At 68.0% G+C, this 23,540-nt stretch carries 37 protein-coding genes; 4 read left to right on the top strand and 33 right to left on the bottom strand.

Annotated elements, in window-relative coordinates; translation table 11 throughout:
• Position 1: 1 nt before the first annotated feature.
• From AC5YDA_RS11925 to AC5YDA_RS11955, 7 genes are all read right to left on the bottom strand, one after another.
• On the bottom strand, positions 2 to 1,015 hold the full coding sequence (locus AC5YDA_RS11925; RefSeq protein WP_496189914.1) for a DNA-directed RNA polymerase subunit alpha: 1,014 nt from the start codon (positions 1,013 to 1,015) through the stop codon (positions 2 to 4).
• Positions 1,016 to 1,143: 128 nt separating this feature from the next.
• The gene (gene rpsD, locus AC5YDA_RS11930; RefSeq protein ID WP_496189913.1) at positions 1,144 to 1,749 is read right to left on the bottom strand and encodes a 30S ribosomal protein S4; all 606 of its coding nucleotides are present in this window, start codon (positions 1,747 to 1,749) and stop codon (positions 1,144 to 1,146) included.
• 32 nt (positions 1,750 to 1,781) lie between these two features.
• Positions 1,782 to 2,204: a 30S ribosomal protein S11 gene (gene rpsK / locus AC5YDA_RS11935; protein WP_131167417.1), complete on the bottom strand. Its 423-nt coding sequence runs from the start codon at positions 2,202 to 2,204 to the stop codon at positions 1,782 to 1,784.
• A 35-nt stretch (positions 2,205 to 2,239) separates the two neighbouring features.
• Complete coding sequence (rpsM, locus tag AC5YDA_RS11940) at positions 2,240 to 2,614, bottom strand: 30S ribosomal protein S13 (RefSeq protein ID WP_496189912.1); 375 nt, start codon at positions 2,612 to 2,614, stop codon at positions 2,240 to 2,242.
• 233 nt (positions 2,615 to 2,847) lie between these two features.
• Positions 2,848 to 2,961, bottom strand: a complete 114-nt coding sequence (gene rpmJ / locus AC5YDA_RS11945) for a 50S ribosomal protein L36 (protein ID WP_020575560.1) — start codon at positions 2,959 to 2,961, stop codon at positions 2,848 to 2,850.
• A 76-nt stretch (positions 2,962 to 3,037) separates the two neighbouring features.
• The gene (gene infA / locus AC5YDA_RS11950) at positions 3,038 to 3,259 is read right to left on the bottom strand and encodes a translation initiation factor IF-1 (RefSeq protein ID WP_131167419.1); all 222 of its coding nucleotides are present in this window, start codon (positions 3,257 to 3,259) and stop codon (positions 3,038 to 3,040) included.
• A gap of 121 nt (positions 3,260 to 3,380) precedes the next feature.
• Positions 3,381 to 3,752: a DUF1707 SHOCT-like domain-containing protein gene (locus AC5YDA_RS11955; protein ID WP_496189911.1), complete on the bottom strand. Its 372-nt coding sequence runs from the start codon at positions 3,750 to 3,752 to the stop codon at positions 3,381 to 3,383.
• Positions 3,753 to 3,886: 134 nt separating this feature from the next.
• Here AC5YDA_RS11955 and AC5YDA_RS11960 point away from each other — a divergent pair, with 134 nt between their 5' ends.
• Genes AC5YDA_RS11960 through AC5YDA_RS11970 form a run of 3 tightly spaced genes read left to right on the top strand, consistent with a single transcriptional unit; the run spans position 3,887 to position 6,593 of the window.
• Positions 3,887 to 4,900, top strand: coding sequence for an ABC transporter substrate-binding protein (locus AC5YDA_RS11960; protein ID WP_496189910.1), 1,014 nt, complete (start codon positions 3,887 to 3,889; stop codon positions 4,898 to 4,900).
• Between the two features lie 3 nt (positions 4,901 to 4,903).
• On the top strand, positions 4,904 to 5,815 hold the full coding sequence (locus tag AC5YDA_RS11965; protein WP_496189909.1) for an ABC transporter permease: 912 nt from the start codon (positions 4,904 to 4,906) through the stop codon (positions 5,813 to 5,815).
• The gene (locus AC5YDA_RS11970) at positions 5,808 to 6,593 is read left to right on the top strand and encodes an ABC transporter ATP-binding protein (protein ID WP_496189908.1); all 786 of its coding nucleotides are present in this window, start codon (positions 5,808 to 5,810) and stop codon (positions 6,591 to 6,593) included. Before AC5YDA_RS11965 ends, AC5YDA_RS11970 begins: the two co-directional genes overlap by 8 nt.
• 104 nt (positions 6,594 to 6,697) lie before the next feature.
• On the opposite strand, the gene AC5YDA_RS11975 is transcribed toward AC5YDA_RS11970, so the two are convergent.
• The 26 genes from AC5YDA_RS11975 to rpsJ form a co-directional block, all read right to left on the bottom strand.
• Positions 6,698 to 8,383 (bottom strand): formate--tetrahydrofolate ligase, encoded by a 1,686-nt coding sequence (locus AC5YDA_RS11975; RefSeq protein WP_496189907.1) that lies wholly within the window; start codon positions 8,381 to 8,383, stop codon positions 6,698 to 6,700.
• A 120-nt stretch (positions 8,384 to 8,503) separates the two neighbouring features.
• Entirely contained in the window at positions 8,504 to 9,340 is an 837-nt protein-coding gene (gene map, locus AC5YDA_RS11980) for a type I methionyl aminopeptidase (protein WP_496189906.1), read from the bottom strand.
• Positions 9,337 to 9,924 carry an adenylate kinase gene (locus AC5YDA_RS11985; RefSeq protein WP_496189905.1) on the bottom strand — a complete coding sequence of 196 codons (588 nt, stop codon included), beginning with the start codon at positions 9,922 to 9,924 and terminating at the stop codon, positions 9,337 to 9,339. Before AC5YDA_RS11985 ends, map begins: the two co-directional genes overlap by 4 nt.
• Positions 9,921 to 11,258, bottom strand: coding sequence for a preprotein translocase subunit SecY (gene secY / locus AC5YDA_RS11990; RefSeq protein ID WP_496189904.1), 1,338 nt, complete (start codon positions 11,256 to 11,258; stop codon positions 9,921 to 9,923). The genes AC5YDA_RS11985 and secY overlap by 4 nt, the downstream gene beginning before the upstream one ends.
• Positions 11,259 to 11,372: 114 nt before the next feature.
• Positions 11,373 to 12,086 (bottom strand): SOS response-associated peptidase, encoded by a 714-nt coding sequence (locus AC5YDA_RS11995; protein WP_496189903.1) that lies wholly within the window; start codon positions 12,084 to 12,086, stop codon positions 11,373 to 11,375.
• 92 nt (positions 12,087 to 12,178) lie between these two features.
• The gene (rplO, locus tag AC5YDA_RS12000; protein WP_496189902.1) at positions 12,179 to 12,622 is read right to left on the bottom strand and encodes a 50S ribosomal protein L15; all 444 of its coding nucleotides are present in this window, start codon (positions 12,620 to 12,622) and stop codon (positions 12,179 to 12,181) included.
• Between the two features lies 1 nt (position 12,623).
• Positions 12,624 to 12,806, bottom strand: a complete 183-nt coding sequence (rpmD, locus tag AC5YDA_RS12005; RefSeq protein ID WP_496189901.1) for a 50S ribosomal protein L30 — start codon at positions 12,804 to 12,806, stop codon at positions 12,624 to 12,626.
• Positions 12,806 to 13,429: a 30S ribosomal protein S5 gene (gene rpsE, locus AC5YDA_RS12010; RefSeq protein ID WP_496189900.1), complete on the bottom strand. Its 624-nt coding sequence runs from the start codon at positions 13,427 to 13,429 to the stop codon at positions 12,806 to 12,808. The genes rpmD and rpsE overlap by 1 nt, the downstream gene beginning before the upstream one ends.
• 20 nt (positions 13,430 to 13,449) lie before the next feature.
• Entirely contained in the window at positions 13,450 to 13,830 is a 381-nt protein-coding gene (rplR, locus tag AC5YDA_RS12015) for a 50S ribosomal protein L18 (protein WP_496189955.1), read from the bottom strand.
• A 2-nt stretch (positions 13,831 to 13,832) separates the two neighbouring features.
• Positions 13,833 to 14,375: a 50S ribosomal protein L6 gene (rplF, locus tag AC5YDA_RS12020; protein WP_496189899.1), complete on the bottom strand. Its 543-nt coding sequence runs from the start codon at positions 14,373 to 14,375 to the stop codon at positions 13,833 to 13,835.
• Between the two features lie 16 nt (positions 14,376 to 14,391).
• Positions 14,392 to 14,799: a 30S ribosomal protein S8 gene (gene rpsH / locus AC5YDA_RS12025; RefSeq protein ID WP_496189898.1), complete on the bottom strand. Its 408-nt coding sequence runs from the start codon at positions 14,797 to 14,799 to the stop codon at positions 14,392 to 14,394.
• Between the two features lie 91 nt (positions 14,800 to 14,890).
• Positions 14,891 to 15,076: a type Z 30S ribosomal protein S14 gene (locus AC5YDA_RS12030; RefSeq protein WP_496189897.1), complete on the bottom strand. Its 186-nt coding sequence runs from the start codon at positions 15,074 to 15,076 to the stop codon at positions 14,891 to 14,893.
• Positions 15,077 to 15,083: 7 nt separating this feature from the next.
• Positions 15,084 to 15,734, bottom strand: coding sequence for a 50S ribosomal protein L5 (gene rplE / locus AC5YDA_RS12035; protein WP_496189896.1), 651 nt, complete (start codon positions 15,732 to 15,734; stop codon positions 15,084 to 15,086).
• 1 nt (position 15,735) lies between these two features.
• Entirely contained in the window at positions 15,736 to 16,104 is a 369-nt protein-coding gene (rplX, locus tag AC5YDA_RS12040) for a 50S ribosomal protein L24 (RefSeq protein ID WP_496189895.1), read from the bottom strand.
• 1 nt (position 16,105) lies between these two features.
• Positions 16,106 to 16,474, bottom strand: a complete 369-nt coding sequence (gene rplN / locus AC5YDA_RS12045; RefSeq protein ID WP_496189894.1) for a 50S ribosomal protein L14 — start codon at positions 16,472 to 16,474, stop codon at positions 16,106 to 16,108.
• Between the two features lie 215 nt (positions 16,475 to 16,689).
• A complete protein-coding gene (gene rpsQ, locus AC5YDA_RS12050; protein ID WP_496189893.1) occupies positions 16,690 to 16,956 on the bottom strand; it encodes a 30S ribosomal protein S17 in 267 nt (88 codons plus the stop codon).
• 12 nt (positions 16,957 to 16,968) lie between these two features.
• The gene (rpmC, locus tag AC5YDA_RS12055; protein WP_496189892.1) at positions 16,969 to 17,199 is read right to left on the bottom strand and encodes a 50S ribosomal protein L29; all 231 of its coding nucleotides are present in this window, start codon (positions 17,197 to 17,199) and stop codon (positions 16,969 to 16,971) included.
• Positions 17,199 to 17,618: a 50S ribosomal protein L16 gene (rplP, locus tag AC5YDA_RS12060; RefSeq protein WP_496189891.1), complete on the bottom strand. Its 420-nt coding sequence runs from the start codon at positions 17,616 to 17,618 to the stop codon at positions 17,199 to 17,201. The genes rpmC and rplP overlap by 1 nt, the downstream gene beginning before the upstream one ends.
• A gap of 2 nt (positions 17,619 to 17,620) precedes the next feature.
• Positions 17,621 to 18,433, bottom strand: coding sequence for a 30S ribosomal protein S3 (rpsC, locus tag AC5YDA_RS12065; protein WP_496189890.1), 813 nt, complete (start codon positions 18,431 to 18,433; stop codon positions 17,621 to 17,623).
• 2 nt (positions 18,434 to 18,435) lie between these two features.
• On the bottom strand, positions 18,436 to 18,837 hold the full coding sequence (gene rplV / locus AC5YDA_RS12070; RefSeq protein ID WP_496189889.1) for a 50S ribosomal protein L22: 402 nt from the start codon (positions 18,835 to 18,837) through the stop codon (positions 18,436 to 18,438).
• 26 nt (positions 18,838 to 18,863) lie between these two features.
• The gene (gene rpsS, locus AC5YDA_RS12075) at positions 18,864 to 19,145 is read right to left on the bottom strand and encodes a 30S ribosomal protein S19 (RefSeq protein ID WP_496189888.1); all 282 of its coding nucleotides are present in this window, start codon (positions 19,143 to 19,145) and stop codon (positions 18,864 to 18,866) included.
• Positions 19,146 to 19,162: 17 nt separating this feature from the next.
• On the bottom strand, positions 19,163 to 19,999 hold the full coding sequence (rplB, locus tag AC5YDA_RS12080) for a 50S ribosomal protein L2 (RefSeq protein ID WP_496189887.1): 837 nt from the start codon (positions 19,997 to 19,999) through the stop codon (positions 19,163 to 19,165).
• Between the two features lie 21 nt (positions 20,000 to 20,020).
• Complete coding sequence (gene rplW, locus AC5YDA_RS12085) at positions 20,021 to 20,326, bottom strand: 50S ribosomal protein L23 (RefSeq protein WP_496183673.1); 306 nt, start codon at positions 20,324 to 20,326, stop codon at positions 20,021 to 20,023.
• On the bottom strand, positions 20,323 to 21,003 hold the full coding sequence (rplD, locus tag AC5YDA_RS12090) for a 50S ribosomal protein L4 (protein WP_496189886.1): 681 nt from the start codon (positions 21,001 to 21,003) through the stop codon (positions 20,323 to 20,325). The genes rplW and rplD overlap by 4 nt, the downstream gene beginning before the upstream one ends.
• A gap of 2 nt (positions 21,004 to 21,005) precedes the next feature.
• Positions 21,006 to 21,659, bottom strand: coding sequence for a 50S ribosomal protein L3 (rplC, locus tag AC5YDA_RS12095; protein WP_496189885.1), 654 nt, complete (start codon positions 21,657 to 21,659; stop codon positions 21,006 to 21,008).
• 11 nt (positions 21,660 to 21,670) lie between these two features.
• Positions 21,671 to 21,982, bottom strand: a complete 312-nt coding sequence (gene rpsJ / locus AC5YDA_RS12100) for a 30S ribosomal protein S10 (protein WP_129459144.1) — start codon at positions 21,980 to 21,982, stop codon at positions 21,671 to 21,673.
• Positions 21,983 to 22,370: 388 nt separating this feature from the next.
• Here rpsJ and serC point away from each other — a divergent pair, with 388 nt between their 5' ends.
• Entirely contained in the window at positions 22,371 to 23,450 is a 1,080-nt protein-coding gene (gene serC / locus AC5YDA_RS12105; protein WP_496189884.1) for a 3-phosphoserine/phosphohydroxythreonine transaminase, read from the top strand.
• The last annotated feature ends 90 nt before the right edge of the window (positions 23,451 to 23,540 follow it).

The raw sequence follows: 23,540 nt of genomic DNA on the forward strand, positions 1-23,540 counted from the left end.
GTCAGAACTGGTTGTCGTCGTCGTCGAATTCGGCTTCCTCGTCGTAGCTGCCGAGGGCAGCCAGCGGGTCGAAGCCGGGCGCGCTGTCCTTCAGGGACAGGCCCATCTCGTGGAGACGGAGCTTGACCTCCTCGATGGACTTCGAGCCGAAGTTGCGGATGTCGAGGAGGTCCTGCTCGGAGCGGGAGACCAGCTCGGACACCGTGTGGATGCCCTCGCGCTTGAGGCAGTTGTAGCTGCGCATCGTGAGCTTGAGCTCCTCGACCGGCAGGGCCAGGTCCGCGGCGTACTGCTCGTCGACCGGCGACGGGCCGATCTCGATGCCCTCGGCCTCGACGTTGAGCTCACGGGCCAGCCCGAACAGCTCCACGAGCGTCTTGCCGGCGGACGCCATGGCGTCGCGCGGGCTGATGGCCGGCTTGGTCTCGACGTCGACGATGAGGCGGTCGAAGTCGGTGCGCTGCTCGACGCGGGTGGCCTCCACCTTGTAGGTGACCTTCAGCACGGGGCTGTAGATCGAGTCGACCGGGATGCGGCCGATCTCGGAGTCGGCGCTCTTGTTCTGGGCGGCGGACACGTAGCCGCGACCGCGCTCGACGACGAGCTCCATGTCGATCTTGCCGGACGCGTTGAGCGTGGCGATGTGCAGCTCGGGGTTGTGGATCTCCACGCCCGCGGGCGGGGCGATGTCGGCCGCCGTGACGGCGCCGGCGCCGGCCTTGCGCAGGTACATGACGACGGGCTCGTCCTCCTCGGAGGAGAGCACGAGCTGCTTCACGTTCAGGATGATCTCGGTGACGTCCTCGACCACGCCCGGGAGGGTGGTGAACTCGTGCTGGTTGCCCTCGATCTTGATGCTGGTGACCGCCGCGCCCGGGATGGACGACAGCAGCGTGCGGCGGATCGAGTTGCCCAGGGTGTAGCCGAAGCCCGGCTCGAGGGGCTCGATGACGAAGCGCGACCGGGTGTCGTTGACGACGTCCTCGGTCAGCGTCGGACGCTGTGCGATGAGCATGTTGTTCCTTCCCACCGCCCACTATTTGACGGTGTCAAGCGGATCCGGCACCGTGCCGGACCCGATGGATGTGGGGACCGCGCAAGGCGTCCGTGGGGTGGGATCACCTCACGGACGCCTCGACGGGGTCACTTCGAGTAGAGCTCGACGATCAGCTGCTCGGTGACGTCGATGACGATCTGCTCGCGCGTGGGCAGCTGGTGGACCAGGATGCGCATGCGGTTCGGGCGGACCGTCAGCCACGCCGGGACGACGCGCTCGTGGTGCGTCTCGCGGGCGATGACGAACACGTCGAGGTTCAGCGACTTCGGCTTGACGTCGATGATGTCGTACGGCGTCACGCGGAAGCTGGGGACGTTGACCTTCTTGCCGTTGACCAGGAAGTGGCCGTGGACGACCAGCTGGCGGGCCTGGCGACGCGTGGAGGCGAAGCCGGCGCGGTAGATCACGTTGTCCAGGCGCGACTCGAGGATCTGCAGCAGGATCTCGCCGGTCTTGCCGGACTTGCGCTGCGCCTCCTCGTAGTAACGACGGAACTGCTTCTCCAGAACGCCGTAGGCGAAGCGGGCCTTCTGCTTCTCGCGGAGCTGGAGCAGGTACTCCGACTCCTTGATGCGGCCGCGGCCGTGCATGCCGGGCGGGTACGAGCGGCGCTCGAACGCCTTGTCGCCGCCGACCAGGTCAGTGCCGAGTCGACGCGACTTGCGGGTGATGGGTCCGGTGTAACGGGCCATGGTTCTTCAGTCTCTCTTTCTTCGGCTCGGGCTCAGACGCGACGGCGCTTGGGCGGACGGCAGCCGTTGTGCGGCACGGGGGTCACGTCGGAGATCGGGCCGATCTCCAGACCGAGCGCACCGAGCGAACGAATGGCGGTCTCGCGGCCGGAGCCGGGGCCCTTGACGAAGACGTCCACGCGCTTCATGCCATGGTCCATGGCGCGGCGACCCGCGGCCTCGGCGGCCATCTGCGCGGCGAACGGAGTCGACTTGCGGGAACCCTTGAAGCCGACGGTGCCGGCGGACGCCCACGAGATCACGGCACCGGTCGGGTCCGTGATCGAGATGATGGTGTTGTTGAACGTGCTCTTGATGTGGGCCTGCCCGGAGACGATGTTCTTCTTCTCCTTGCGGCGGACCTTGCCCTTCGCCGCGGCGGCGGCCTGTGCCTTGGTACGGCCTGCTTGTGCCATGTGTCAGATTCTCCTGGTCTTCCTCAGGCGCCGCGTCAGCGGGCCTTCTTCTTGCCGGCGACAGCCTTCTTCTTGCCCTTGCGCGTACGAGCGTTGGTCTTCGTGCGCTGACCATGGACCGGAAGGCCCATGCGGTGGCGGCGGCCCTGGTAGGAGCCGATCTCGATCTTGCGACGGATGTCCGCGGCGACGGTACGACGGAGGTCACCCTCGGTCTCGTAGTTCGCCTCGATGAAGTCACGCATCGCGACGAGCTGCTCGTCGTTCAGGTCCTTCACGCGGACGTCACCGCTGATGCCGGTGGCGGCCAGGATCTCCTTGGCGCGGGTGCGGCCGATGCCAAAGATGTAGGTGAGGCCGATCTCCAAGCGCTTCTCGCGCGGCAGATCGACACCGATGAGACGTGCCATCAGGCGTTCCTTTCCAAATGTCTGACCCGGTGGGTCGCGAAGGTGTGTGGCGTGCGGCGTCCCGGGCGCCTGAGCTCGGGCCTCGGCCTTCGTCCGAGGGTGCACTCGCCGGGGCTTGGCTCGCGGACCGTGCATGGTGTCCGCGCCCCGACGGGTTTGCCGTCACGTTCTTCAGTTGTGTTGGAGGGGCTCCAACGGTGATCGTGTCCCTCCGGCCGCTCGCAGCGGGCTTGTCAGCCCTGGCGCTGCTTGTGGCGCGGGTTCTCGCAGATCACCATCACGCGACCGTGCCGGCGGATCACCTTGCACTTGTCGCAGATCTTCTTGACGCTCGGCTGAACCTTCATCGAGCTACTTTCTTCACTTGCGCCGGGCACAGGGAAGCCCCTGGGCCTGACTGGATGGAAACTTCGAGAACTTCGGTCACTTGTGGCGGTAGACGATGCGCCCACGCGTGAGGTCATACGGGGACAACTCCACGACGACCCGGTCACTGGGGAGGATACGGATGTAGTGCTGCCGCATCTTGCCACTGATGGTCGCCAGGACACGGTGCCCATTCGTCAGCTCAACGCGGAACATCGCGTTGGGCAGAGCTTCGACGACGGAGCCCTCCATCTCGAGGGCGCCTTCCTTCTTGGCCATGATCTCCTAAGGGAACGCTTCGCCACCTGAGGACACAGGTGACCGACGTCCCATGCTACTCCACGGCCGCAGCCTCTCCCAAATCGGGGAGGCAGGGTACAACACCGACGCCAGGAGGCCGCTACAGCACCAGCGCGAGGATGATCACGAGCAGGAGCACGGCAGCGACGACGCCGCCGGCCGCCATCTTGGCCACCAGGGCCCCGCTGGGCTGGCGCGCCTCCGACAACTCCCCGGGGCGTCCGGTGCCCTGCTCGATGATGGCGGGGACGTCGTGCGTCGCGACGCCGGGCACCGCCTCGACGACCGGCACCACCTGGCCCAGGGTCGTGGCACCGAAGACGGCGTCCAGCAACCGGGGGTAGTCATCGGGCGCGACCTCGCCCTGCTCGAACGCCGCGTTCAGCCGTTCGACGAGGCGGTTCCGCTCGTCGTCGGACAGGGGGGCGTCGGGCGTGGCCCGGTACTTCGAGGAACGCGGCAGCTCGGCCATGGCCCCAGCCTAGCGGCCATCCCGCAAGCCACCCGCTGAGATCGCCCCGGGGGCGCCCCCGCCGCTGGATATCGTGTCCGGGTCCCGCGCCGAGCCGTCGAGCGAGCGGCGCCCCTGAGTGAGGAAGAACCATCGTGAAGCGCAACCCCGTCATCGTCGTCGCGGGCCTGGCCGCCGCCCTGACCCTGGTCCTGGCCGGCTGTGCGTCCGGCTCGTCGGCCCCGACGTCGACCCCGACGTCCGGCACGGCGTCCACCCCGGCAGCTGCCAAGACCTACAAGGTCGGCATCTCCCAGTACGTGACCCACCCGTCGCTCGACGCCGCGCGCGAGGGCTTCCGCCAGGCCCTCACGGATGCCGGCCTGAACGTCACCTACGACGAGAAGAACGCGCAGGCGGACGCCGCGACGAACACCACCATCGCCACCACCTTCGCGACCTCCGACGTCGACCTCGTCCTGGCCATCGCGACCCCCAGCGCGCAGGCCGCGGCCCAGGCGATCACCGACAAGCCGATCCTCTTCACCGCCGTCACCGACCCGGTGGCCGCCAAGCTGGTGGCGTCCGCGGACGCCCCGGGCGCCAACGTGACCGGCACGTCCGACATGAACCCGGTCGCCGAGCAGATCGCCCTGGTGAAGAAGCTCAAGCCCGAGGCCAAGACCGTCGGCATCGTCTACAGCTCCGGCGAGGTGAACTCCGAAGTGCAGGTCAAGGCCGCCAAGGAGGCCGCCGCCGCCGAGGGCCTGACGGTCGTCGAGAAGACCATCACCGAGACCTCCGAGGTCCAGCAGGCCGTCACCAGCCTGGGTGCCGTCGACGCCATCTACGTGCCGACCGACAACAAGGTCGTCTCCGCGATCGAGTCCGTCGTCCAGTACGCCGAGACGCACAAGATCCCCATGGTGGTGGGCGAGGGCGACTCCGTCAGGAAGGGCGGCGTCATCACCTACGGCCTCGACTACGCCAAGCTGGGCCGCCAGACCGGCGAGATGGCCGTGAAGGTGCTGAAGGGTGAGGCCCAGCCCGAGTCGATGCCCGTCGAGACCCTGAAGGACCTGCAGGTCTACGTCAACAAGGCCGCCGCCGAGCGCATGGGCGTCACCATCCCGGCCGACCTGCTCGACGGCGCCGAGGTCGTCGGCTGACCCATGCTGTCCGCTCTTGACCTGGGCCTCATCTACGGCCTGATGGCGCTGGGGGTGTACCTCACGTTCCGCGTGCTGGACTTCCCCGACCTCACCGTCGACGGCAGCTTCACCACCGGGGCTGCCGTCACGGCTTCGCTCATCATCTCCGGCCAGTCGCCGTGGCTCGCCACGGCGACTGGCGCGGTGGCCGGCTTCCTCGCCGGCACGGTCACGGGCCTGCTGCACACGAAGGGCAGGATCAACCCGCTGCTGGCGGGCATCCTGACCCAGATCGCGCTCTACTCGATCAACCTGCGCATCATGGGGCGGGCCAACCTGCCGCTGCTGCGCACCGACACCCTGCTGTCGGGCATGCGGGACGACCGCGTGCTCGGCACATGGACCTCCATCACCGTGTTCTCCCTGGTCGTCCTGGCCTTCGTCCTCGTGCTGGACTGGTTCCTGAACACCGACCTGGGCCTCGCGCTCCAGGCCACGGGTGACAACGAGCGGATGATCCGCGCCCAGGGCGTCTCCACCGACAACACCAAGATCCTCGGGCTGGCGCTCTCGAACGCGCTCGTCGCGCTGGCCGGGGGGCTCATCGCCCAGTACCAGGGGTTCGCCGACATCGGCATGGGCATCGGCCTCATCGTCGCCGGCCTCGCGTCGGTCATCATCGGGCAGACGATCATCCCCAGCCGCCGGTTCATCTTCGCCACGTTGGCGGTGGTGGTGGGCTCGATCGTCTACCGCATCGTCATCCAGTTGGCGCTCCAGGCCGGCGCCAACCCCAACGACATGAAGCTGGTCTCGGCCCTGCTGGTGATCGCCGCGCTGCTCCTCCCCCGATTGGACATGTTCCGCCGGTTCCGCGCGCAACGCCGCAGGCGCCTGGTGGCCGCCGCACAGACGGGAGAGGCCCGTGCTTGAGGTCCGCGACCTTCGCAAGGTCTTCTTCCCCGACACCGCCAACGAGAAGGTCGCGCTCGACGGGGTGGACCTCAAGCTGGAGGAGGGTGACTTCGTCACCGTCATCGGCTCCAACGGCGCCGGCAAGTCGACGCTGCTGAACGTCATCGCAGGCGAGTTCCGCCCCGAGGCGGGCACCATCCTCATCGACGGGGTGGACGTGACCAGGCTGCCCGTCCACAAGGTGGCGCGCTGGGTCGGGCGCGTCTTCCAGGATCCGATGGCCGGCACCACCCCGCACGGGACCATCGAGCAGAACCTGGCCATGGCGTTCGCGCGCGGCAGGACCCGCGGGCTCCGGACGGGCGTCACGCACGCCAAGCGGGAGATCTTCCGCGAGGAACTCGCCCGCCTCGAGCTCGGCCTCGAGAACCGCCTGCGCACCGACGTAGGCCTGCTGTCCGGTGGCCAGCGCCAAGCGCTCTCGCTGCTGATGGCCACGTTCAGCGGGCCGAAGGTCCTGTTGCTGGACGAGCACACCGCGGCGCTCGACCCCGCCCGCGCGGCGCTCGTCATCCGCCTGACGGACGAATCCGTCGCCCGTCACGGCCTGACGACGCTGATGGTGACCCACAACATGCACCAGGCGCTCGAGATGGGCAACCGGCTCATCATGATGCACGAGGGCCGGATCATCTACGAGCTGTCCGGCGAGGCCAAGCGGAAGGCCACACCCGAGGATCTGCTGCACGAGTTCGAGAAGCTCAAGGCCGTCTCGGACCGCACGTTGCTGGCCTGATCCAGGCTCCGTGGTGGCCTGCACCACCCTGGGCGTGCTGCATTTTGTGTCGGCAGAACTGGTCATCATCCCGGTACTTCGCCGACACAAAATGCAGCACAGGGTCAGAACAAGCCCACGATGCGGCCATCGGGGGCCAAGTCCATCCGCTCGGCCGCCGGGTGGGAACCAAGACCCGGCATGGTCTGCATCTGGCCCGACAGGACATACACGTAGCCTGCGCCGGCCGCCAACCGGACTTCTCGGATCGGCAGCATCCAGCCCTTGGGAGCGCCCCGGTCGGTCGGCGTGGCCGTGGTGGACAGGTGCGTCTTCGCGACCAGCACCGGCAGGCCTCCGAACCCGAGGTCGGTGAGCCGGCGAAGTTCGGTGGCCGCCGCCGGGGCGTAGTCGACACCGTCGGCTCCGTAGACCTTCGTGGCGATCGCGTGCAGCTTGTCGGTCAGTGAGGCGTCCAGCTCGTAGGTGTAGCGCAGCTGGGTGCCGGACTCGGCGGCCTCCAGCACGGCCCGTGCCAGACCCGTGGCGCCCGCTCCCCCGTCCGCCACGTGGGTCGACACCGCGCACTTCACGCCACGCTGCTGGGCGAAGCGCTGGACGACCGCGTGCTCGGAGGGGTGGTCGTCCGGAAACGCGTTGATGGCCACGACGGCCGGAACCCCTGTCGCGGCCACGATGTCGAGGTGGTGGGCGAGGTTCGACAACCCGGCCGCCACGTCGTCCGGGTTCTCCCGCAACAGCTCGGGCGGGAGCGGCTTGCCCGCGACGACCTTGAAGCGACCCGAGTGCACCTTGAGCGCGCGGATCGTCACCACCACCACGGCGGCGTCCGGGACGAAGCCGGACGTCCGGCACTTGACGTTGACGAAGCGCTCGTAGCCCAGATCGGCACCGAAGCCGGCCTCGGTCACGACGAAGTCGGCCCGCGACAGCCCCACCCTGTCCGCGATGATCGACGAGTTGCCGGTCGCGATGTTGCCGAACGGTCCGCAGTGGATGAGAGCGGGCTGGCCCTCCAGCGTCTGGAGCAGGTTGGGGCGGACCGCGTCCTTGAGCAGGGCGGCCATCGCTCCCGCCGCCTTCAGGTCCTCGGCGGTGACGGGCGCGCCCTCGTCCGTGTAGCCCACCACGATGCGGCCCAGCCGCTCACGCAGGTCGGCGGCGGACGTCGACAGGGCGAGGATGGTCATGACCTCGGACGCCGCGGTGATGTCGAAGCGTGCCTGGCGTGGGACGCCGTCCAGCCGGCCACCCAGGCCGACGATGATGTTGCGCAGAGCGCGGTCGTTCATGTCCATCACGCGGCCCCACGTGATCGAGTGCGGGGCGATCCCCAGCGGGTTGCCGTGCTGGAGGTGGTTGTCGACCATGGCGGCCAGCAGGTTGTTGGCGGCGGTCACGGCGTGGAAGTCGCCGGTCAGGTGGAGGTTCATCGTCTCCATCGGCACGATCTGTGACCACCCCGCACCCGCGGCACCACCCTTGATGCCGAACACGGGCCCCAGCGACGGCTGGCGCAGCACTGCGGCCGCGCGCTTGCCGAGCTTGCCCAGGCCCTGGACGAGGCCCACCACCGTGGTGGTCTTCCCCTCCCCCAGCGGCGTCGGCGTGATGGCGGTCATGACGACGTACTTACCGGTCGCGGGCCGGGCCTCCACGGCGTCCCGTTCGACCTTGGCGACATGGCGGCCGTACGGCTCCAGATCCTCGGGCGTCAGGTCGAGGACGGCGCCGATGTCGGACATGGGCCGCAGCTGTGCGGCCTGGGCGATCTCAAGGTCAGAAGGCACGCCTCATATTCAACACCCCAAGCCCGGACGCCGCGGGCCGGCGCGGGGCCGGAGTGAAGAGTTGCGTGAGGATGGCCCCGGACGCCCCTTGCCACGCGGCCCCTGAGGCCCCGGGACGGGTCAGTCGGCCAACGGCCCGAACGGCAACCCACGCGCGGTGAGTTCGGCCTCGCCGCCGTCCTCGGCGGTCAGGACCCACAGGCCGTTCTCGGTGACCGTGATCGTGTGCTCCCAGTGCGCGGCCCTGGAGCCGTCCTTGGTGACGACGGTCCACTCGTCGTCCAGGGTGACGCCGATGGCCGAGCCGAGGGTCACCATCGGTTCGACGGCGAGCACGAGGCCCTGCTCGATGCGGGGACCCCGCCCGGGCCGCCCGTAGTTGGGGACGTCGGGCGCCTGGTGCATCTCCGAGCCGATCCCGTGGCCGGTGTAGTCCTTGAGGATGCCGTAGCGCTCGGGGCGCTTCCTGATGCTCTTCTCGATGGCGTGCGAGATGTCGGTGACACGCCCGCCGAGCTGCGCCGACGCGATGCCCGCCCACAAGGACTCGCGGGTGACGTCGGAGAGGCGCTCGTCGTCGGCGGAGAGCTGGCCGATCCCGAGCGTGATCGCGGCGTCACCGTGCCAACCGTCGACGATGGCGCCGAAGTCGTAGGAGACGAGGTCGCCCTCGACGAGCACGCGCTCGCCGGGGATGCCGTGCACGACCTCCTCGTTGACCGAGATGCAGGCCACCCCCGGGTAGGGGGGATAGCCCCACGCGGCGCCGTAGTTCAGGAAGGAGGAACCGGCGCCGCGACGGGCGAGGATCTCGCGGCCGATCGCATCCAGTTCACCGGTGGTGACGCCGGGTGCCGCCGCCTCGCGCACGGCCCGGTGCACCTCCGCGACCACGAGACTGGCGCGCCGCATGAGGCGCAGCTGCTCCGGGGTCTTGAGCTCGACGCCTCGGGTCACGAGGCGCGTCCGAGTGTTGAGTCCAGGGCGCTGGTGATCCGCTGGCGGACCTCCTCGACGTCGCCCATCGCGTCGACCTCGACGAGCTGCCCGCGCTCGCGGTACACATCGAGCAGCGGCGCGGTCTCGGCGTGGTACACGTCGATGCGGTGTCGGATCGACTCGGCGTTGTCGTCGGCGCGCCCCTCGATCTCGGCGCGCTTGAGCAGGCGCTCGACGAGTTGCTCCGGGTCGGCCATGAGCGCGACGACGGCGTTCATGCGACGGCGGCTGCGCAACAGCTCGCCATCGAGCGCAGCGACCTGCTCCAGGGTGCGCGGGTAGCCGTCCAGCAGGAAACCGCCTCGCTTCTGCACGTCGGGGCTGGCCAGCCGCTGGAACACCATCTGGTTGGTGACCTCGTCGGGGACGAGGTTGCCCGCGGCGATGAGCGCCTCGATCTGCTTGCCCAGCGCGGTCCCCAACTGGATGTTGTCACGGAACAGTTGCCCCGTTGAGATCGTGACGATGCCGTAGTGGTCGGCGATCGAGCCGGCCTGGGTGCCCTTGCCCGCCCCCGGCGGGCCCATGATGAGCAACCTCACCTCAGGAATCCTTCGTAGTTGCGCTGCTGGAGTTGGCTCTGGATCTGCTTGACCGTGTCGAGGCCGACACCCACGACGATCAGCAACGACGTGCCACCGAAGGGGATCTGCTGCGCGGTGCCCATGAAGATGAACGCGATCGACGGCAACAGCGCGATCACGGCCAGGTAGAGCGACCCGGGCGCGGTGAGACGGCTGAGGACATGGGCGAGGTACTTCTCGGTCGGCTTGCCGGCACGGATGCCCGGGATGAAGCCGCCGTACTTCTTCATGTTGTCGGCGACCTCTTCGGGGTTGAAGGTGATCGCCACGTAGAAGTACGCGAACGCGACGATCAGGACGAACATCAACGCCGAGTGCCAGAAGCCGGTGCCGTTGAAGTTCGCAGCGATCCAGGACGAGGCGGGGTTCTCCGGCGCGAACTGGGCGAACATCAAGGGCAGGTACAGCAGCGAGCTGGCGAAGATGACCGGGATGACGCCCGCCTGGTTCACCTTGATCGGGATGTAGGTCGTCGACCCACCCACGAGGCGGCGTCCGACCATGCGCTTGGCGTACTGCACGGGGATCCGGCGCTGCGCCTGCTCCACGAACACCACGCCCAGCATGACCAGCATGCCCACCGCCACCACGGCGATGAAGGCGAGCCAGCCGGACGAGTTGGGCAGGTTCAGCCCGTTCCACTCGACGGTGCCACGGGAGAGCGCGATGCCCCAGAGCTGGGCGGGGAAGGCGGCGGCGATCTGGGTGAAGATCATGACGGACATGCCGTTGCCGACCCCGCGCTCGGTGATGAGCTCGCCAAGCCACATGACGATGCCCGTGCCCGCGGTCATCGTGAGGATCATGACGATGATCGGGAAGATGGTGGTGTCGTAGACGAGCGGCAGCCCACAGCCCGGGAAGAGCTGTCCACTGATCGCCATGGTCACGAACGCCGAGGACTGCATGACCGCCAGGACGATCGTCAGGTAACGGGTGTACTGGGTGATCTTCTGCTGGCCGGCGCCGCCCTCCTTCTTGAGGGTCTCGAGCCGCGGGATCACCACCGTCAGCAGCTGCAGGATGATGGAGGACGTGATGTAGGGCATGATGCCCAGCGCGAAGATCGCCAACTGGAGCAGGGCTCCACCCGAGAACAGGTTGATCATCGAGTACAGGCCGGCGGATGCACCGGTGGAGGCGTCGAGCGTGCACTGTTGCACGTTCTGCATGTTCACGTTCGGGGTGGGGATGACTGAACCCAGGCGGAAGACCGCCAGCACCGCGAGGGTGAAGAGGATCTTCCGACGCAGGTCAGGAGTCCTGAGCGCGTGGGCGAAGGCGGAGAGCATCCGGGTCCAATCAGTTTGCAGACAGCACAAGGGAGGCGGGCCGAGACCCAACCAATCAGACTCTAGCAAGCGCAGGCCTCAAGGCGCGCATCCGACCGGCGGGCTGGACCGGCCTCACCCCAGCGGTCGCAGCAGGTCGGGTCCGTCGTTGCGGACGCTGTTCACCAGCGGTGACACCGCGAAGGTTTCCATCTCCGCCCCCTCGCTCGCGTGCAGGAGCGGGAGCGCCTGCTGCGGGTCGGTGAGGTGCGGGTCGAGCCAGTCCGCCCAGTTCTCGGGAAGCACCGCCATGGGCATCCGGTCGTGGATGTGGCCCAGCGCGTCCGTGGCCCGGGTGGTGATGATCGTGCAGGTGGTCAGCCACGCGGCTCCGCCGCGGGGCGATGGGTCCTTCCAGAACTCGTACAGCCCGGCCATGACGAACAACCCCCCGCCCGAGGGCCGGATGAACCACGGCTGCTTGGCCGGCTTCCCGCCCGGGCCGGGCGCGGGCGTCCACTCGTAGAAGCCGTCGGCAGGGATCAGGCACCGGCGACTCGCGAACGCCTTCGCGTACGCCGGCTTGGACGCCACGGTCTCGGCCCGGGCGTTGATCATGCGGGCCCCACCCCGGGGATCCCGGGACCACGACGGGACGAGACCCCAGCGCGGTGTCACCAGCTTGCGCACGGCCCTGCCCGACTCCTTGTCGATCCGCTCGAGGACCGCCGGGACGGGGTCCGTGGGCGCCGCGTTGTACGTGGGCTCGACCTCGTCGACGACGAGTTCGACCTGGAACGTCTCGATGATGTCCTCGGTGCTGGCCGAGGCCGCGAACCGGCCGCACATGCCCATCACCCTACGGCGAGGGCGCCGCGGCTGCCCGGAGGGACGACGAAGGGCGCCCCCAACCGGGGACGCCCTTCGTGGACTCGTTCAGATCAGAGCTCGTTGGCGCTGCCGCCGGCGGCCTCGATCTTGCTCTTGGCCGACGCGGTGTACGCGTGGGCGTCGATGTCGAACTTCACCGCGGTCTCGCCGGTGCCGAGGATCTTGACGAGACGGTCCTTGCGGACCGCACCCTTCTCGACCAGGTCGGCGACGGTGACCTTGCCGCCCTCGGGGAAGAGCTCGACCAGCCGCGCGATGTTCACGACCTGGTACTCCACCCGGAACGGGTTCTGGAAGCCACGGAGCTTCGGCAGGCGCATGTGCAGCGGCATCTGGCCGCCCTCGAACCCGATGGGAACGTTCTTGCGCGCGCCGGTGCCCTTAGTGCCACGGCCGGCGGTCTTGCCGCCCTTGCCGCCTTCACCACGGCCTACGCGGTGCTTGTCGGTCTTGGCCCCGGGGGCCGGACGCAGGTGGTGTGCCTTCAGCGCCATGTCAGTCAACCTCCTCGACGGAGACGAGGTGGATCACGGTGTTGACCATGCCGCGGTAGTGCGGGAGGTCCTCCCGCTCCACGACGTCGCCGATCTTCCGCAGGCCGAGGGTCTTGAGGGTCTCGGCCTGGTTCTTCTTCGCGCCGTTGGCGCTCTTCACCTGGGTGACGCGGAGCGTGGCCATCAGGCTGCACCCTCCTTCCGAGCCCGCAGCAGCGCTGCCGGCGCGACGTCCTCCACCGGGAGGCCGCGACGACGCGCGACCTGCTCCGGCTCCTCGAGCAGCTGCAGCGCCTCGACCGTGGCGTGGACCACGTTGATGGCGTTGGCGCTGCCCAGCGACTTGGCCAGGACGTCGGTGATGCCGGCGCACTCGAGCACGGCGCGCGCGGAACCACCGGCGATCACGCCGGTACCGGGCGACGCCGGGCGCAGCATGACCACGCCGGCAGCCTTCTCACCCTGCACGGGGTGCGGGATGGTGCCCAGGATGCGGGGGACGCGGAAGAAGTTCTTCTTCGCCTCCTCGACACCCTTGGCGATCGCCGCGGGCACCTCCTTGGCCTTGCCGTACCCGACACCCACGGTGCCGTCACCGTCGCCCACCACGACGAGCGCGGTGAAGCTGAAACGACGGCCACCCTGGACGACCTTGGCGACGCGGTTGATCGCGACGACCTTCTCCAGGTACTGGCTCTTCTCCTCACGGGCGGCGTTGTCCCGGCCGCCTCGACGATCGTCGCGGCCGCGACGCTCGCCACCGCCCTGGCCACCACGGCCACGGGCAGACGCGTTTTCGTTCGCCATTGTTTTCCTTTCCGCTTCGATCAGAATCCGAGACCGGCCTCGCGCGCGGCGTCAGCCAGCGCGGCGATCCGACCGTGGTACTGGTTGCCGGCGCGGTCGAACACGACGGACTCGACGCCCGCCTTCTTCGCCCGCTCGGCCACGAGCGCACCGACCTGCTTGGCCTTCGCGCTCTTGTCGCCCTCCGCACCGCGGACGTCGGCCTCCATCGTGGAGGCGGACGCCAGCGTGTGGCCGGCGGTGTCGTCGATCACCTGAGCCAGGATGTGGCGCGCAGACCGGGTGACCACCAGGCGCGGACGCTCGGTGGTGCCGAAGATCTTCTTGCGGCCACGCTCCTGACGACGGATGCGGGACTTCGTCCGCGCAGCCATTCCCTTGTTCTTCACGGGGGTAGCCATCGTCACTTACCAGCCTTTCCGACCTTGCGGCGAACGCGTTCACCGGAGTAGCGAACGCCCTTGCCCTTGTAGGGCTCCGGCTTGCGGAGCTTGCGGATGTTGGCCGCGACCTCACCGACAACCTGCTTGTCGATGCCCTGGACCGAGAAGGCGGTCGGCTTCTCCACGGTGAAGGTCACGCCCTCGGGCGCGTTGATGACCACCGGGTGGCTGAAGCCGAGCTGGAACTCGAGCTGCTGCGGGCCCTTGGCGATCACGCGGTAACCAACACCGACGATCTCAAGCTTCTTCTCATAGCCCTCGGTGACACCGATGACCATGTTGTTGACCAGCGTGCGGGTCAGGCCGTGCAGCGAACGCGACTCGCGCTCGTCGTCCGGACGGCTGACCTCCAGCTGGCCCTCGTCGTTGCGCGCGATCTGGATCGGCTCGCGGACGGTCAGGGACAGGGAGCCCTTCGGGCCCGTGACCTGGACGTCCTGGCCGTCGAGGGTGACCTCGACGCCGGCCGGGATCGCGATGGGGAGCTTTCCAATACGGGACATGTTCAGCTACCTCCCGTCACCAGACGTAGGCGAGGACTTCGCCGCCGACGCTCTTGAGGGACGCTTCCTTGTCGGTCAGCAGGCCCTGCGAAGTGGAGATGATCGCGATGCCGAGGCCACCGAGGACCTTGGGCAGGGCGGTGCTCTTCGCGTAGACCCGGAGACCGGGCTTGCTGATGCGGCGCAGGCCGGCGATCGAACGCTCGCGGCCGTTGCCGTACTTGAGGGTGAGCTTCAGGGTCTTGCCGACCTCGCCCTCACCGGGCTCGACGACCTCGTAGGACGTGATGTAACCCTGCTGCTTCAGGATCTCGGCGATGCCCGCCTTGATCTTGCTGTGGGGCATCGACGTCGAATCGTGGTACGCCTGATTGGCGTTGCGCAGACGCGTGAGCATGTCTGCGATCGGATCCGTCATTGTCATGGCTTGATGAGCCTCTTTCTCGCCGCGGTTTCCACCGGGGACTCTCCCCCGGTGGACCTACGCCGTTCGTGAATCGTGGGTTGGACGTCGCTCACCAGGAGGACTTGACGACACCGGGCAGCTCGCCCTTGTGCGCCATCTCGCGGAGGCAGATGCGGCACAGGCCGAACTTGCGGTACACCGACTTGGGACGCCCGCAGCGGTTGCAACGGGTGTAGGCGCGCACCTCGAACTTCGGCGTGCGGCTCTGCTTGACCTTCAGACCAGTCTTAGCCATCAGTGGGTCACCTTCTGCTCATCTGCTTCTTGATCTGGCTCTTGGAGCCAGTGAAGGCGCGACGGCGGGCCACAGCCTTCTTGGGATCGTTCTCCGGGGCCTTGAACGGGAAGCCCAGCGCACGCAGGAGCGCACGACCCTCCTCGTCGGTGGTGGCGGAGGTGACGAACGTGATGTCCATGCCGCGCACGCGATCGATCTTGTCCTGGTCGATCTCGTGGAACATGACCTGCTCGTTCAGGCCGAACGTGTAGTTGCCCTGGCCGTCGAACTGGCGGGCCGAGAGGCCACGGAAGTCGCGGATGCGGGGCAGGGCCAGCGTCAGCAGGCGGTCGGTGAACTCCCACATGCGGTCACCACGGAGGGTGACGTGGCAGCCGATCGGCATGCCCTCACGCAGCTTGAACTGCGCGATGGACTTGCGGGCCTTGGTCACCTGCGGCTTCTGGCCGGTGATCGCGGTGATGTCGCGGACGGCGCCGTCGATCACCTTCGAGTCACGGGCGGCCTCGCCGACACCCATGTTCACCACGACCTTGACCAGGCCGGGGATCTGCATGACGTTCTCGTAGGAGAACTCCGAGTTCAGGGCGTCCCTGATCTCGTCGCGGTACTTCTGCTTGAGGCGGGGCAGTTCCTTGACAGCGGTCTCAGCCATCTCAGATCTCCTCTCCGGTGGCGCGGGCGATGCGGACGGAGCGCTCGGTGGTGTACTCGGTGCCGTCGGGGCGACGCTTGGTGACCTCGACGCGCTTGTAGCCGACGCGGGTGAGCTTCGCGTTCTTGCCGGAACCCACCACGAGCTGCACGTTGCTGACGTGGATCGGGGCCTCGGTCTCGATGATGCCGCCGGAGTTGCGACCCGCCTGCGGGTTGGCCGGGGTGTGCTTCTTGACGAGGTTGACGCCCTCGACGACGACACGGTTCTCCTGGGGGAACACCGCGATGATCTCGCCGATGGTGCCCTTGTCGTCGCCGGAGATCACCTTGACGGTGTCACCCTTCTTCACGTGGAGCGAGTTCGCCATGTCAGATCACCTCCGGGGCCAGCGAGATGATGCGCATGTACTTCTTGTCGCGCAGCTCGCGGCCGACGGGGCCGAAGATGCGGGTTCCACGGGGCTCGCCGTCGTTCTTGAGGATGACGGCGGCGTTCTCGTCGAACTTGATGTAGGAGCCGTCGGGGCGACGGGTCTCCTTGGTGGTGCGGACGATGACCGCCTTGACGACGTCGCCCTTCTTGACGTTGCCACCGGGGATGGCGTCCTTGACCGTGGCGACGATCTTGTCGCCCAGGCCTGCATAGCGTCGGCCGGAGCCACCGAGGACACGGATGCAAAGGATTTCCTTCGCTCCCGTGTTGTCGGCGACCTTGAGCCGCGATTCCTGCTGGATCATTTCTTCTCCTGGAGTTCGCCGGTTCCCCTGGGGGCCTTGCGGAACGGTGTCGGATGCCACGCGCACGTGGCGTGCCGGCGGTCTTCGCTGGTCGGGTTTCCAGGCCGGTGTCAGCTCGTCGTCGGCTCCGAACGGGTTCAGGAGAGGGGGCCTGGTGGGCCCCCTCTCCGTCGTTCGTGGGGTTTGCGGAAGCAAACCTCACCAAGGATACGGGATTACTTGGCCTTCTCCACAATTTCGAGCAGACGCCACCGCTTCGTTGCCGAGAGCGGGCGGGTCTCCATCACGCGGACGCGGTCGCCGACACCGGCGGCGTTGTCCTCGTCGTGGGCCTTCAGCTTGCTCGTGCGGGTCATGACCTTGCCGTACAGGGCGTGCTTGACGCGCTGCTCGATCGCGACGGTGATGGTCTTGTCCATCTTGTCGCTCACGACGATGCCCTCACGCACCTTGCGCGCATTGCGCTCAACAGTCTCACTCATGGGTCAGGTGCCTTACTTCTCGAGGTCCGGGTCGGGGACGATGCCCAGGTTGCGCTCCTGGAGCACGGTGTAGACGCGGGCGATGTCCTTGCGGACCTCACGAAGGCGTCCGTGCGACTCGAGCTGGCCGGTCGCACCCTGGAAACGGAGCGTGAACAGCTCCTCCTTCAGCTCCAGGACCTTCTTGTTCAGCTCCTCGCGGCTGAGGCCGCGCAGGTCTGCGGCGACAAGTGCGTTCGCCATCAGATCTCACCTGCTTCCCGCTTGATGAAGCGTGCCTTGAACGGCAGCTTGTGGATGGCCAGACGCATGGCCTCGCGGGCCACGTCCTCCGGCACGCCGGCGAGCTCGAAGAGAACCCGGCCCGGCTTGATGTTGGCGATCCACCACTCCGGCGAGCCCTTGCCGGAACCCATGCGGGACTCGGCGGGGTGCTTGGTCATGGGGCGATCGGGGTAGACGTTGATCCACACCTTGCCACCACGCTTGATGTGGCGGGTCATGGCGATACGGGCCGACTCGATCTGACGGTTGGTCAGGTACGAGGACTCCAGCGCCTGGATGCCGTACTCGCCGAACGCGAGCTTGGTGCCACCCTTGGCCATGCCGTCACGCTTGGGGTGGTGCTGCTTGCGGTGCTTGACGCGACGCGGAATCAGCATGGTCACGCTCCTTCGGTGTTCGTCGCCTCGGCCGGGGCCTCGGCGGCGGCTTCGGCGCGGCGGCGTCCGCCACGCTCGGGACGATCGCCGCGGGGGCCACGGTCGTCGCGACGCGGGCCACGGCCCGGACGACGCTGACCGCCACCGGCGGCGGCGCGGGCTGCCTTCTGGGCGGCGCGCTCGGCGCGCGTCCCGGAGACGTCACCCTTGTAGATCCAGACCTTGACGCCGATGCGGCCGAAGGTCGTGCGGGCCTCGTAGAAGCCGTAGTCGATGTCCGCGCGCAGCGTGTGCAGCGGGACGCGACCCTCACGGTAGAACTCCGAGCGGCTCATCTCGGCGCCGCCGAGACGGCCGGAGCACTGGATCCGGATGCCCTGGGCGCCCGACCGCATGGCGGTCTGCTGCGCCTTGCGCATCGCGCGGCGGAAGGCCACGCGGGCGCCGAGCTGCTCGGCGATGCCCTGGGCGACGAGCTGCGCATCGATCTCGGGGTTCTTGACCTCGATGATGTTCAGCTGCACCTGCTTGCCGGTCAGCTTCTCCAGCTGCGCACGGACGCGCTCCGCCTCGGCGCCGTTGCGGCCGATGACGATGCCCGGACGGGCGGCCTGCAGGAAGATCGTGACGCGCTCGGAGCGGCGCTCGATCTCGATGCTGCTGATGCCGGCCCGCTCGAGGTTCTTCGTCAGCCACTCACGGATCTTGACGTCCTCGGCGACCAGTTCGGCGTAGTTCTTGTCGGCGTACCAACGCGTCTTGTGGTCAGTGGTGATGCCCAGGCGGAAGCCATGGGGATTGATCTTCTGTCCCATGCTCAGGCTCCCTTCGTGCCCTTGGGCTCGACGACGACGGTGATGTGCGATCCGCGCTTGTTGATCCGGCTCGCGGAGCCCTTGGCCCGCGGGCGGATGCGACGCAGCGTGACACCCTCGTCCACGAAGGCCTGGGAGATGAACAGGTCGTCCACTCGCAGGCTCTCGGCGTTCTCGGCGTTGGCGGCCGCGGAGGCGACCACCTTGTAGACGGGCTCAGCGGCGGCCTGCGGGGCGAACCGCAGGACAGCCAGGGCCTCGTTGACATCCAGGCCGCGGACGACGTCCACGACACGACGGACCTTGGTCGGAGACATCCGGACGTGACGCGCGATGGCGTACGAGCCGGGACGGTCCCCGAGCAGCGCAGCGCGGCGGCTGGGCCGGCTCTCGTTGTTGCTCATGAATCCTTTTCCTGTTCTCGCGGCAATCAGCGCCGACGCGACTTCTTGTCGTCCTTGACGTGACCGCGGTAGGTACGAGTCGGGGCGAACTCGCCCAGCTTGTGACCCACCATGGCCTCGGAGACGAAGACCGGGATGTGCTTGCGACCGTCGTGCACAGCGATGGTGTGCCCGATCATGTCGGGGCTGATCATCGAACGGCGCGACCAGGTCTTGATCACGTTCTTGGTGCCCTTCTCGTTCTGAGCATCGACCTTCTTGGCCAGGTGCTCGTCGATGAAGGGACCCTTCTTCAGGCTGCGTGGCATTTCTTCCTACTCCCCGATCAGCGCTTCTTGCCGGACTTGCGGCGACGGATGATGAGCTTGGAGCTCGCCTTGTTCTTGTCGCGGGTGCGACCCTCGGGCTTGCCCCAGGGGCTGACCGGGTGACGGCCACCGGACGTGCGACCCTCGCCACCACCGTGCGGGTGGTCGATCGGGTTCATGACGACACCGCGGACGGTCGGGCGGATGCCCTTCCAGCGGTTGCGGCCCGCCTTGCCCCAGTTGATGTTCGACTGCTCGGCGTTGCCGACCTCGCCGACGGTCGCGCGGCAGCGGACGTCGACCATGCGCATCTCGCCGGAGGGGAGGCGCAGGGTGGCGAACCGACCCTCACGGGCGACCAGCTGGACGCCCGCGCCGGCCGAACGCGCCATCTTGGCACCGCCACCGGGGCGGAGCTCCACCGCGTGCACCGTGGTGCCGACGGGGATGTTGCGCAGCGGCAGGTTGTTGCCGGGCTTGATGTCAGCACCCTCGCCGGCCTCGACCATGGCGCCCTGCTTCAGGCCCTCGGGGGCGATGATGTAGCGCTTGGCGCCATCGACGTAGTGCAGCAGTGCGATGCGGGCGGTGCGGTTCGGGTCGTACTCGATGTGAGCGACCTTGGCCGGGACACCGTCCTTGTCGTAACGCTTGAAGTCGATGATGCGGTACGCCTGCTTGTGCCCACCGCCGATGTGGCGGGTGGTGATGCGGCCTTGGCTGTTGCGACCACCGGTCTTCTTGATCGGAACGGTCAGCGACTTCTCGGGCGTGGAGCGGGTGAGCTCAGCGAAGTCCGAGACCGACGAGCCGCGACGGCCCGGGGTCGTGGGCTTGTACTTGCGAATAGCCATTGTTCAGTCTGTCCTTCTGCCTCAGTTGCCCTGGCCGAAGATGTCGATCCGCTGGCCCTCGGCCACGGTGACGATCGCACGCTTGGTGTCGGGACGCTTGCCCGTGCCGTAGCGCAGGCGGCGGCTCTTGCCCTGGCGGTTGATGGTGTTGACCGCGGTGACCTTGACGCCGAAGACCTTCTCCACGGCGATCTTGATCTCGGTCTTGTTGGCGCTGGGATCGACGAGGAACGTGTACTTGTTCTCGTCGAGCAGGCCGTAGCTCTTCTCGCTGACCACGGGCGCGAGCAGGATGTCGCGGTGGTCCTTGATCTTCAGGACGTTCACTTCTCGGTCTCCTCGGCAACCTCGGACTCGGTGGCGACGGCCTTGACCGACTTGCCCGTGGCGGGCCCGGCGACGAACGTGTCGAGCGCCGCAGTGGTGAACACCACGTCGTCGGCCACGACCACGTCGTAGGCGTTCAGCTGGTCGGGGGCGATCACGTGCACGCTGGCCACGTTGCGGAGGCTCAGCCACGCGATCTCCTCGTCGCGGGACACGACGACCAGCACGCGCTTGCCCGCCACCGTCTCCAGGGCCTGCAGCGCGGCCTTGGTGGAGGGCTTCTCGCCCGTCACCAGGGTGTCGATCACGTGCACGCGGCCGTCACGGGCGCGGTCGGACAGGGCGCCACGCAGGGCGGCGGCCACCATCTTCTTGGGGGTGCGCTGGGCGTACCCGCGCGGGGTCGGGCCGTGGACGACGCCACCGCCGGTCCACTGCGGGGCGCGACGCGAACCCTGACGGGCGCGGCCGGTGCCCTTCTGGCGCCACGGCTTCGCACCACCACCGCGGACCTCGCCGCGGGTCTTGGTGTCGTGCGTGCCCTGGCGAGCAGCGGCGAGCTGGGCCACCACGACCTGGTGGATCAGCGGGACGTTGGTCTGGACGCCGAACACCTCAGCGGGCAGGTCGGCCTTCTTCTTCGTGCCGATGATGGCGACACTCAGGGACTCGCTCATGCTCAGGCTCCCTTCTTGGCGGCGGTGCGCACGACGACGAGGGCGCCCTTGGGGCCGGGCACGGAGCCCTTGACCAGGATGAGCCCACGCTCGGCGTCCACCGAGTGGATCGTGAGGTTCTGGACGGTCACCTTCTCGACGCCCATGCGGCCGGCCATCTTCATGCCGGGGAAGACGCGACCCGGGGTGGCGGACTGGCCGATGGAACCCGGCGAGCGGTGCTTGCGGTGCACACCGTGGCTGGCGCGCAGGCCGTGGAAGCCGTGGCGCTTCATGACGCCCGCGGTGCCCTTGCCCTTGGAGACGCCGGTGACGTCGATGACCTGGCCGGCCTCGAACACCTCAGCGGTGACCTCCTGGCCGAGGGTGTACTCGGACGCGTCGGCGGTGCGCAGCTCCACGAGGTGCTTGCGCGGGGTCACGCCGGCGGACTCGAAGTGCCCGGTCTCCGGCTTGTTGACGTTCTTCGGCTTCACGGCGCCGAAGGCCAGCTGGACAGCGTTGTAGCCATCCTTCTCCGGGGTGCGGACCTGGGTGACGACACAGGGGCCGGCCTGGATCACGGTGACCGGGACGACCTTGTTGTTCTCGTCCCAGAGCTGGGTCATGCCGAGCTTGGAGCCCAAGATGCCCTTGACAGTGCGGTTGTTGTTCATGGCAGCGGACCTCACGGAAGCTTGATCTCGATGTCCACACCGGCCGGAAGGTCGAGACGCATCAGCGAGTCAACCGTCTTCGGCGTGGGGTCGAGGATGTCGATGAGCCGCTTGTGGGTGCGCATCTCGAAGTGCTCGCGGCTGTCCTTGTACTTGTGGGGCGACCGAATGACGCAGTACACGTTCTTCTCGGTCGGGAGGGGCACCGGGCCGGCAACCTGAGCGCCGGTACGGGTGACCGTGTCGACGATCTTCTTCGCCGATGTGTCGATGACCTCGTGGTCATAGGCCCGGAGTCGGATCCGGATCTTCTGTCCCGCCATGGGTTTCCTTCGTTGGTCGTGGCTCGGGGGCATCACTCCCCTGCCTCGCTTGGGGCTCCTCGGGTGAGAAACCCCTTGTCACTCCGACCCCCGCGGTCGGGCGTGTCGCACCTTTCAGGCCGCACAAATCGATCAATCTGATTGACTTGGTCGGGCCTGGCGCAGACCACCAGACTTGCTCGGGTTGGCTTTACCGGCGGAGCTGACCCACCGAGCGCGCTCGAAGGGCAGCCTTGCCGCCACCGGCGTCAAAGCAACCCTGCAATGCTACGACGTGCGCCCGTCCCGCGGCAAATCTCGGGCAACCGCAGGCCGGCGGGGATCGGAGGGGCGCCCGCACCCTCGTCCCCATCGTTCCGGGGTCGCCACCAGTGGGAGGATGGACCTCATGCGCGTGTTCAACTTCTCCGCCGGCCCCGCGACCCTGCCGCTCGAGGTGCTCGAGCAGGCACAGTCGGAACTGCTCGACTGGCAGGGGTCCGGGATGTCGGTCCTGGAGGTATCGCACCGCGGCAAGGCGTTCGTGGACGCCGCCGCCGCGGCCGAGGCGTCCCTGCGCGAGGTCATGGGGATCGGGGACGACCACGCCTGCCTGTTCCTGCAGGGCGGGGCCATGGGTCAGTTCGCCGCCCTGCCCCTGAACCTGAGCGCCCCGGGCCGGCCGATCGAGTTCCTGAACACGGGCGACTGGAGCACCAAGGCCATCCAGGAAGCGGGCAAGTACGCCGATGTCCGCGTGCTGGCCGACGAAGCCGGCAGCGGCTACACCCGCGTCCCGGCGCCCGGCTCCTACACGGTCAGCCCCGAGGCCGCCTACCTGCACTACACGCCGAACGAGACCATCCGGGGCGTGGAGTTCGATCACGTCCCCGAGTCCGGCGACGTCCCGCTGGTGGCCGACATGAGCTCGACGATCCTGTCCCGCCCCGTCGACGTGTCGCGCTTCGGCGCCATCTTCGCCGGGGCCCAGAAGAACATGGGCCCGTCGGGGCTCACGACGGTGATCGTCCGTCGCGACCTGCTCGGACGCCCCCGCAGGGAGACCCCCACCGTCTGGGACTTCACCGCCCAGGCGAAGGCCGACTCCATGGTCAACACTCCCCCGGTCTTCGGCTGGTACCTGCTCGGCCTGGTGCTGGAGTGGATCAAGGCCAACGGCGGCCTGGCCGGCATGGCCGAGCGCAACCGCGCGAAGGCCGAGCTGCTCTACTCCGCGATCGACGGCTCCGACTTCTTCAGCAACCCGGTGGCCCACAACGCCCGGTCCTGGATGAACATCCCCTTCCTCGTCGCCGATGCCGCCCTGGAGAAGCCCTTCGTCGCCGAGGCGGAAGCGGCCGGCCTGACCAACCTCGCCGGGCACCGCTCGGTCGGCGGCATGCGCGCCTCGCTGTACAACGCCATGCCGATCGAGGGCGTCCGTGCGCTGGTCGAGTTCATGGCGGAGTTCGAGCGGACGCACGGCTGAGGCCCTACTACCACATGTAGGAGCAACCGACGGCAACGTCCCGCGGGACGCGCATCGGAGGTCCTCAGGCAATAGTGTGGACCCTGTCCG

This window comes from Propioniciclava sp. LT294 (assembly GCF_059516005.1).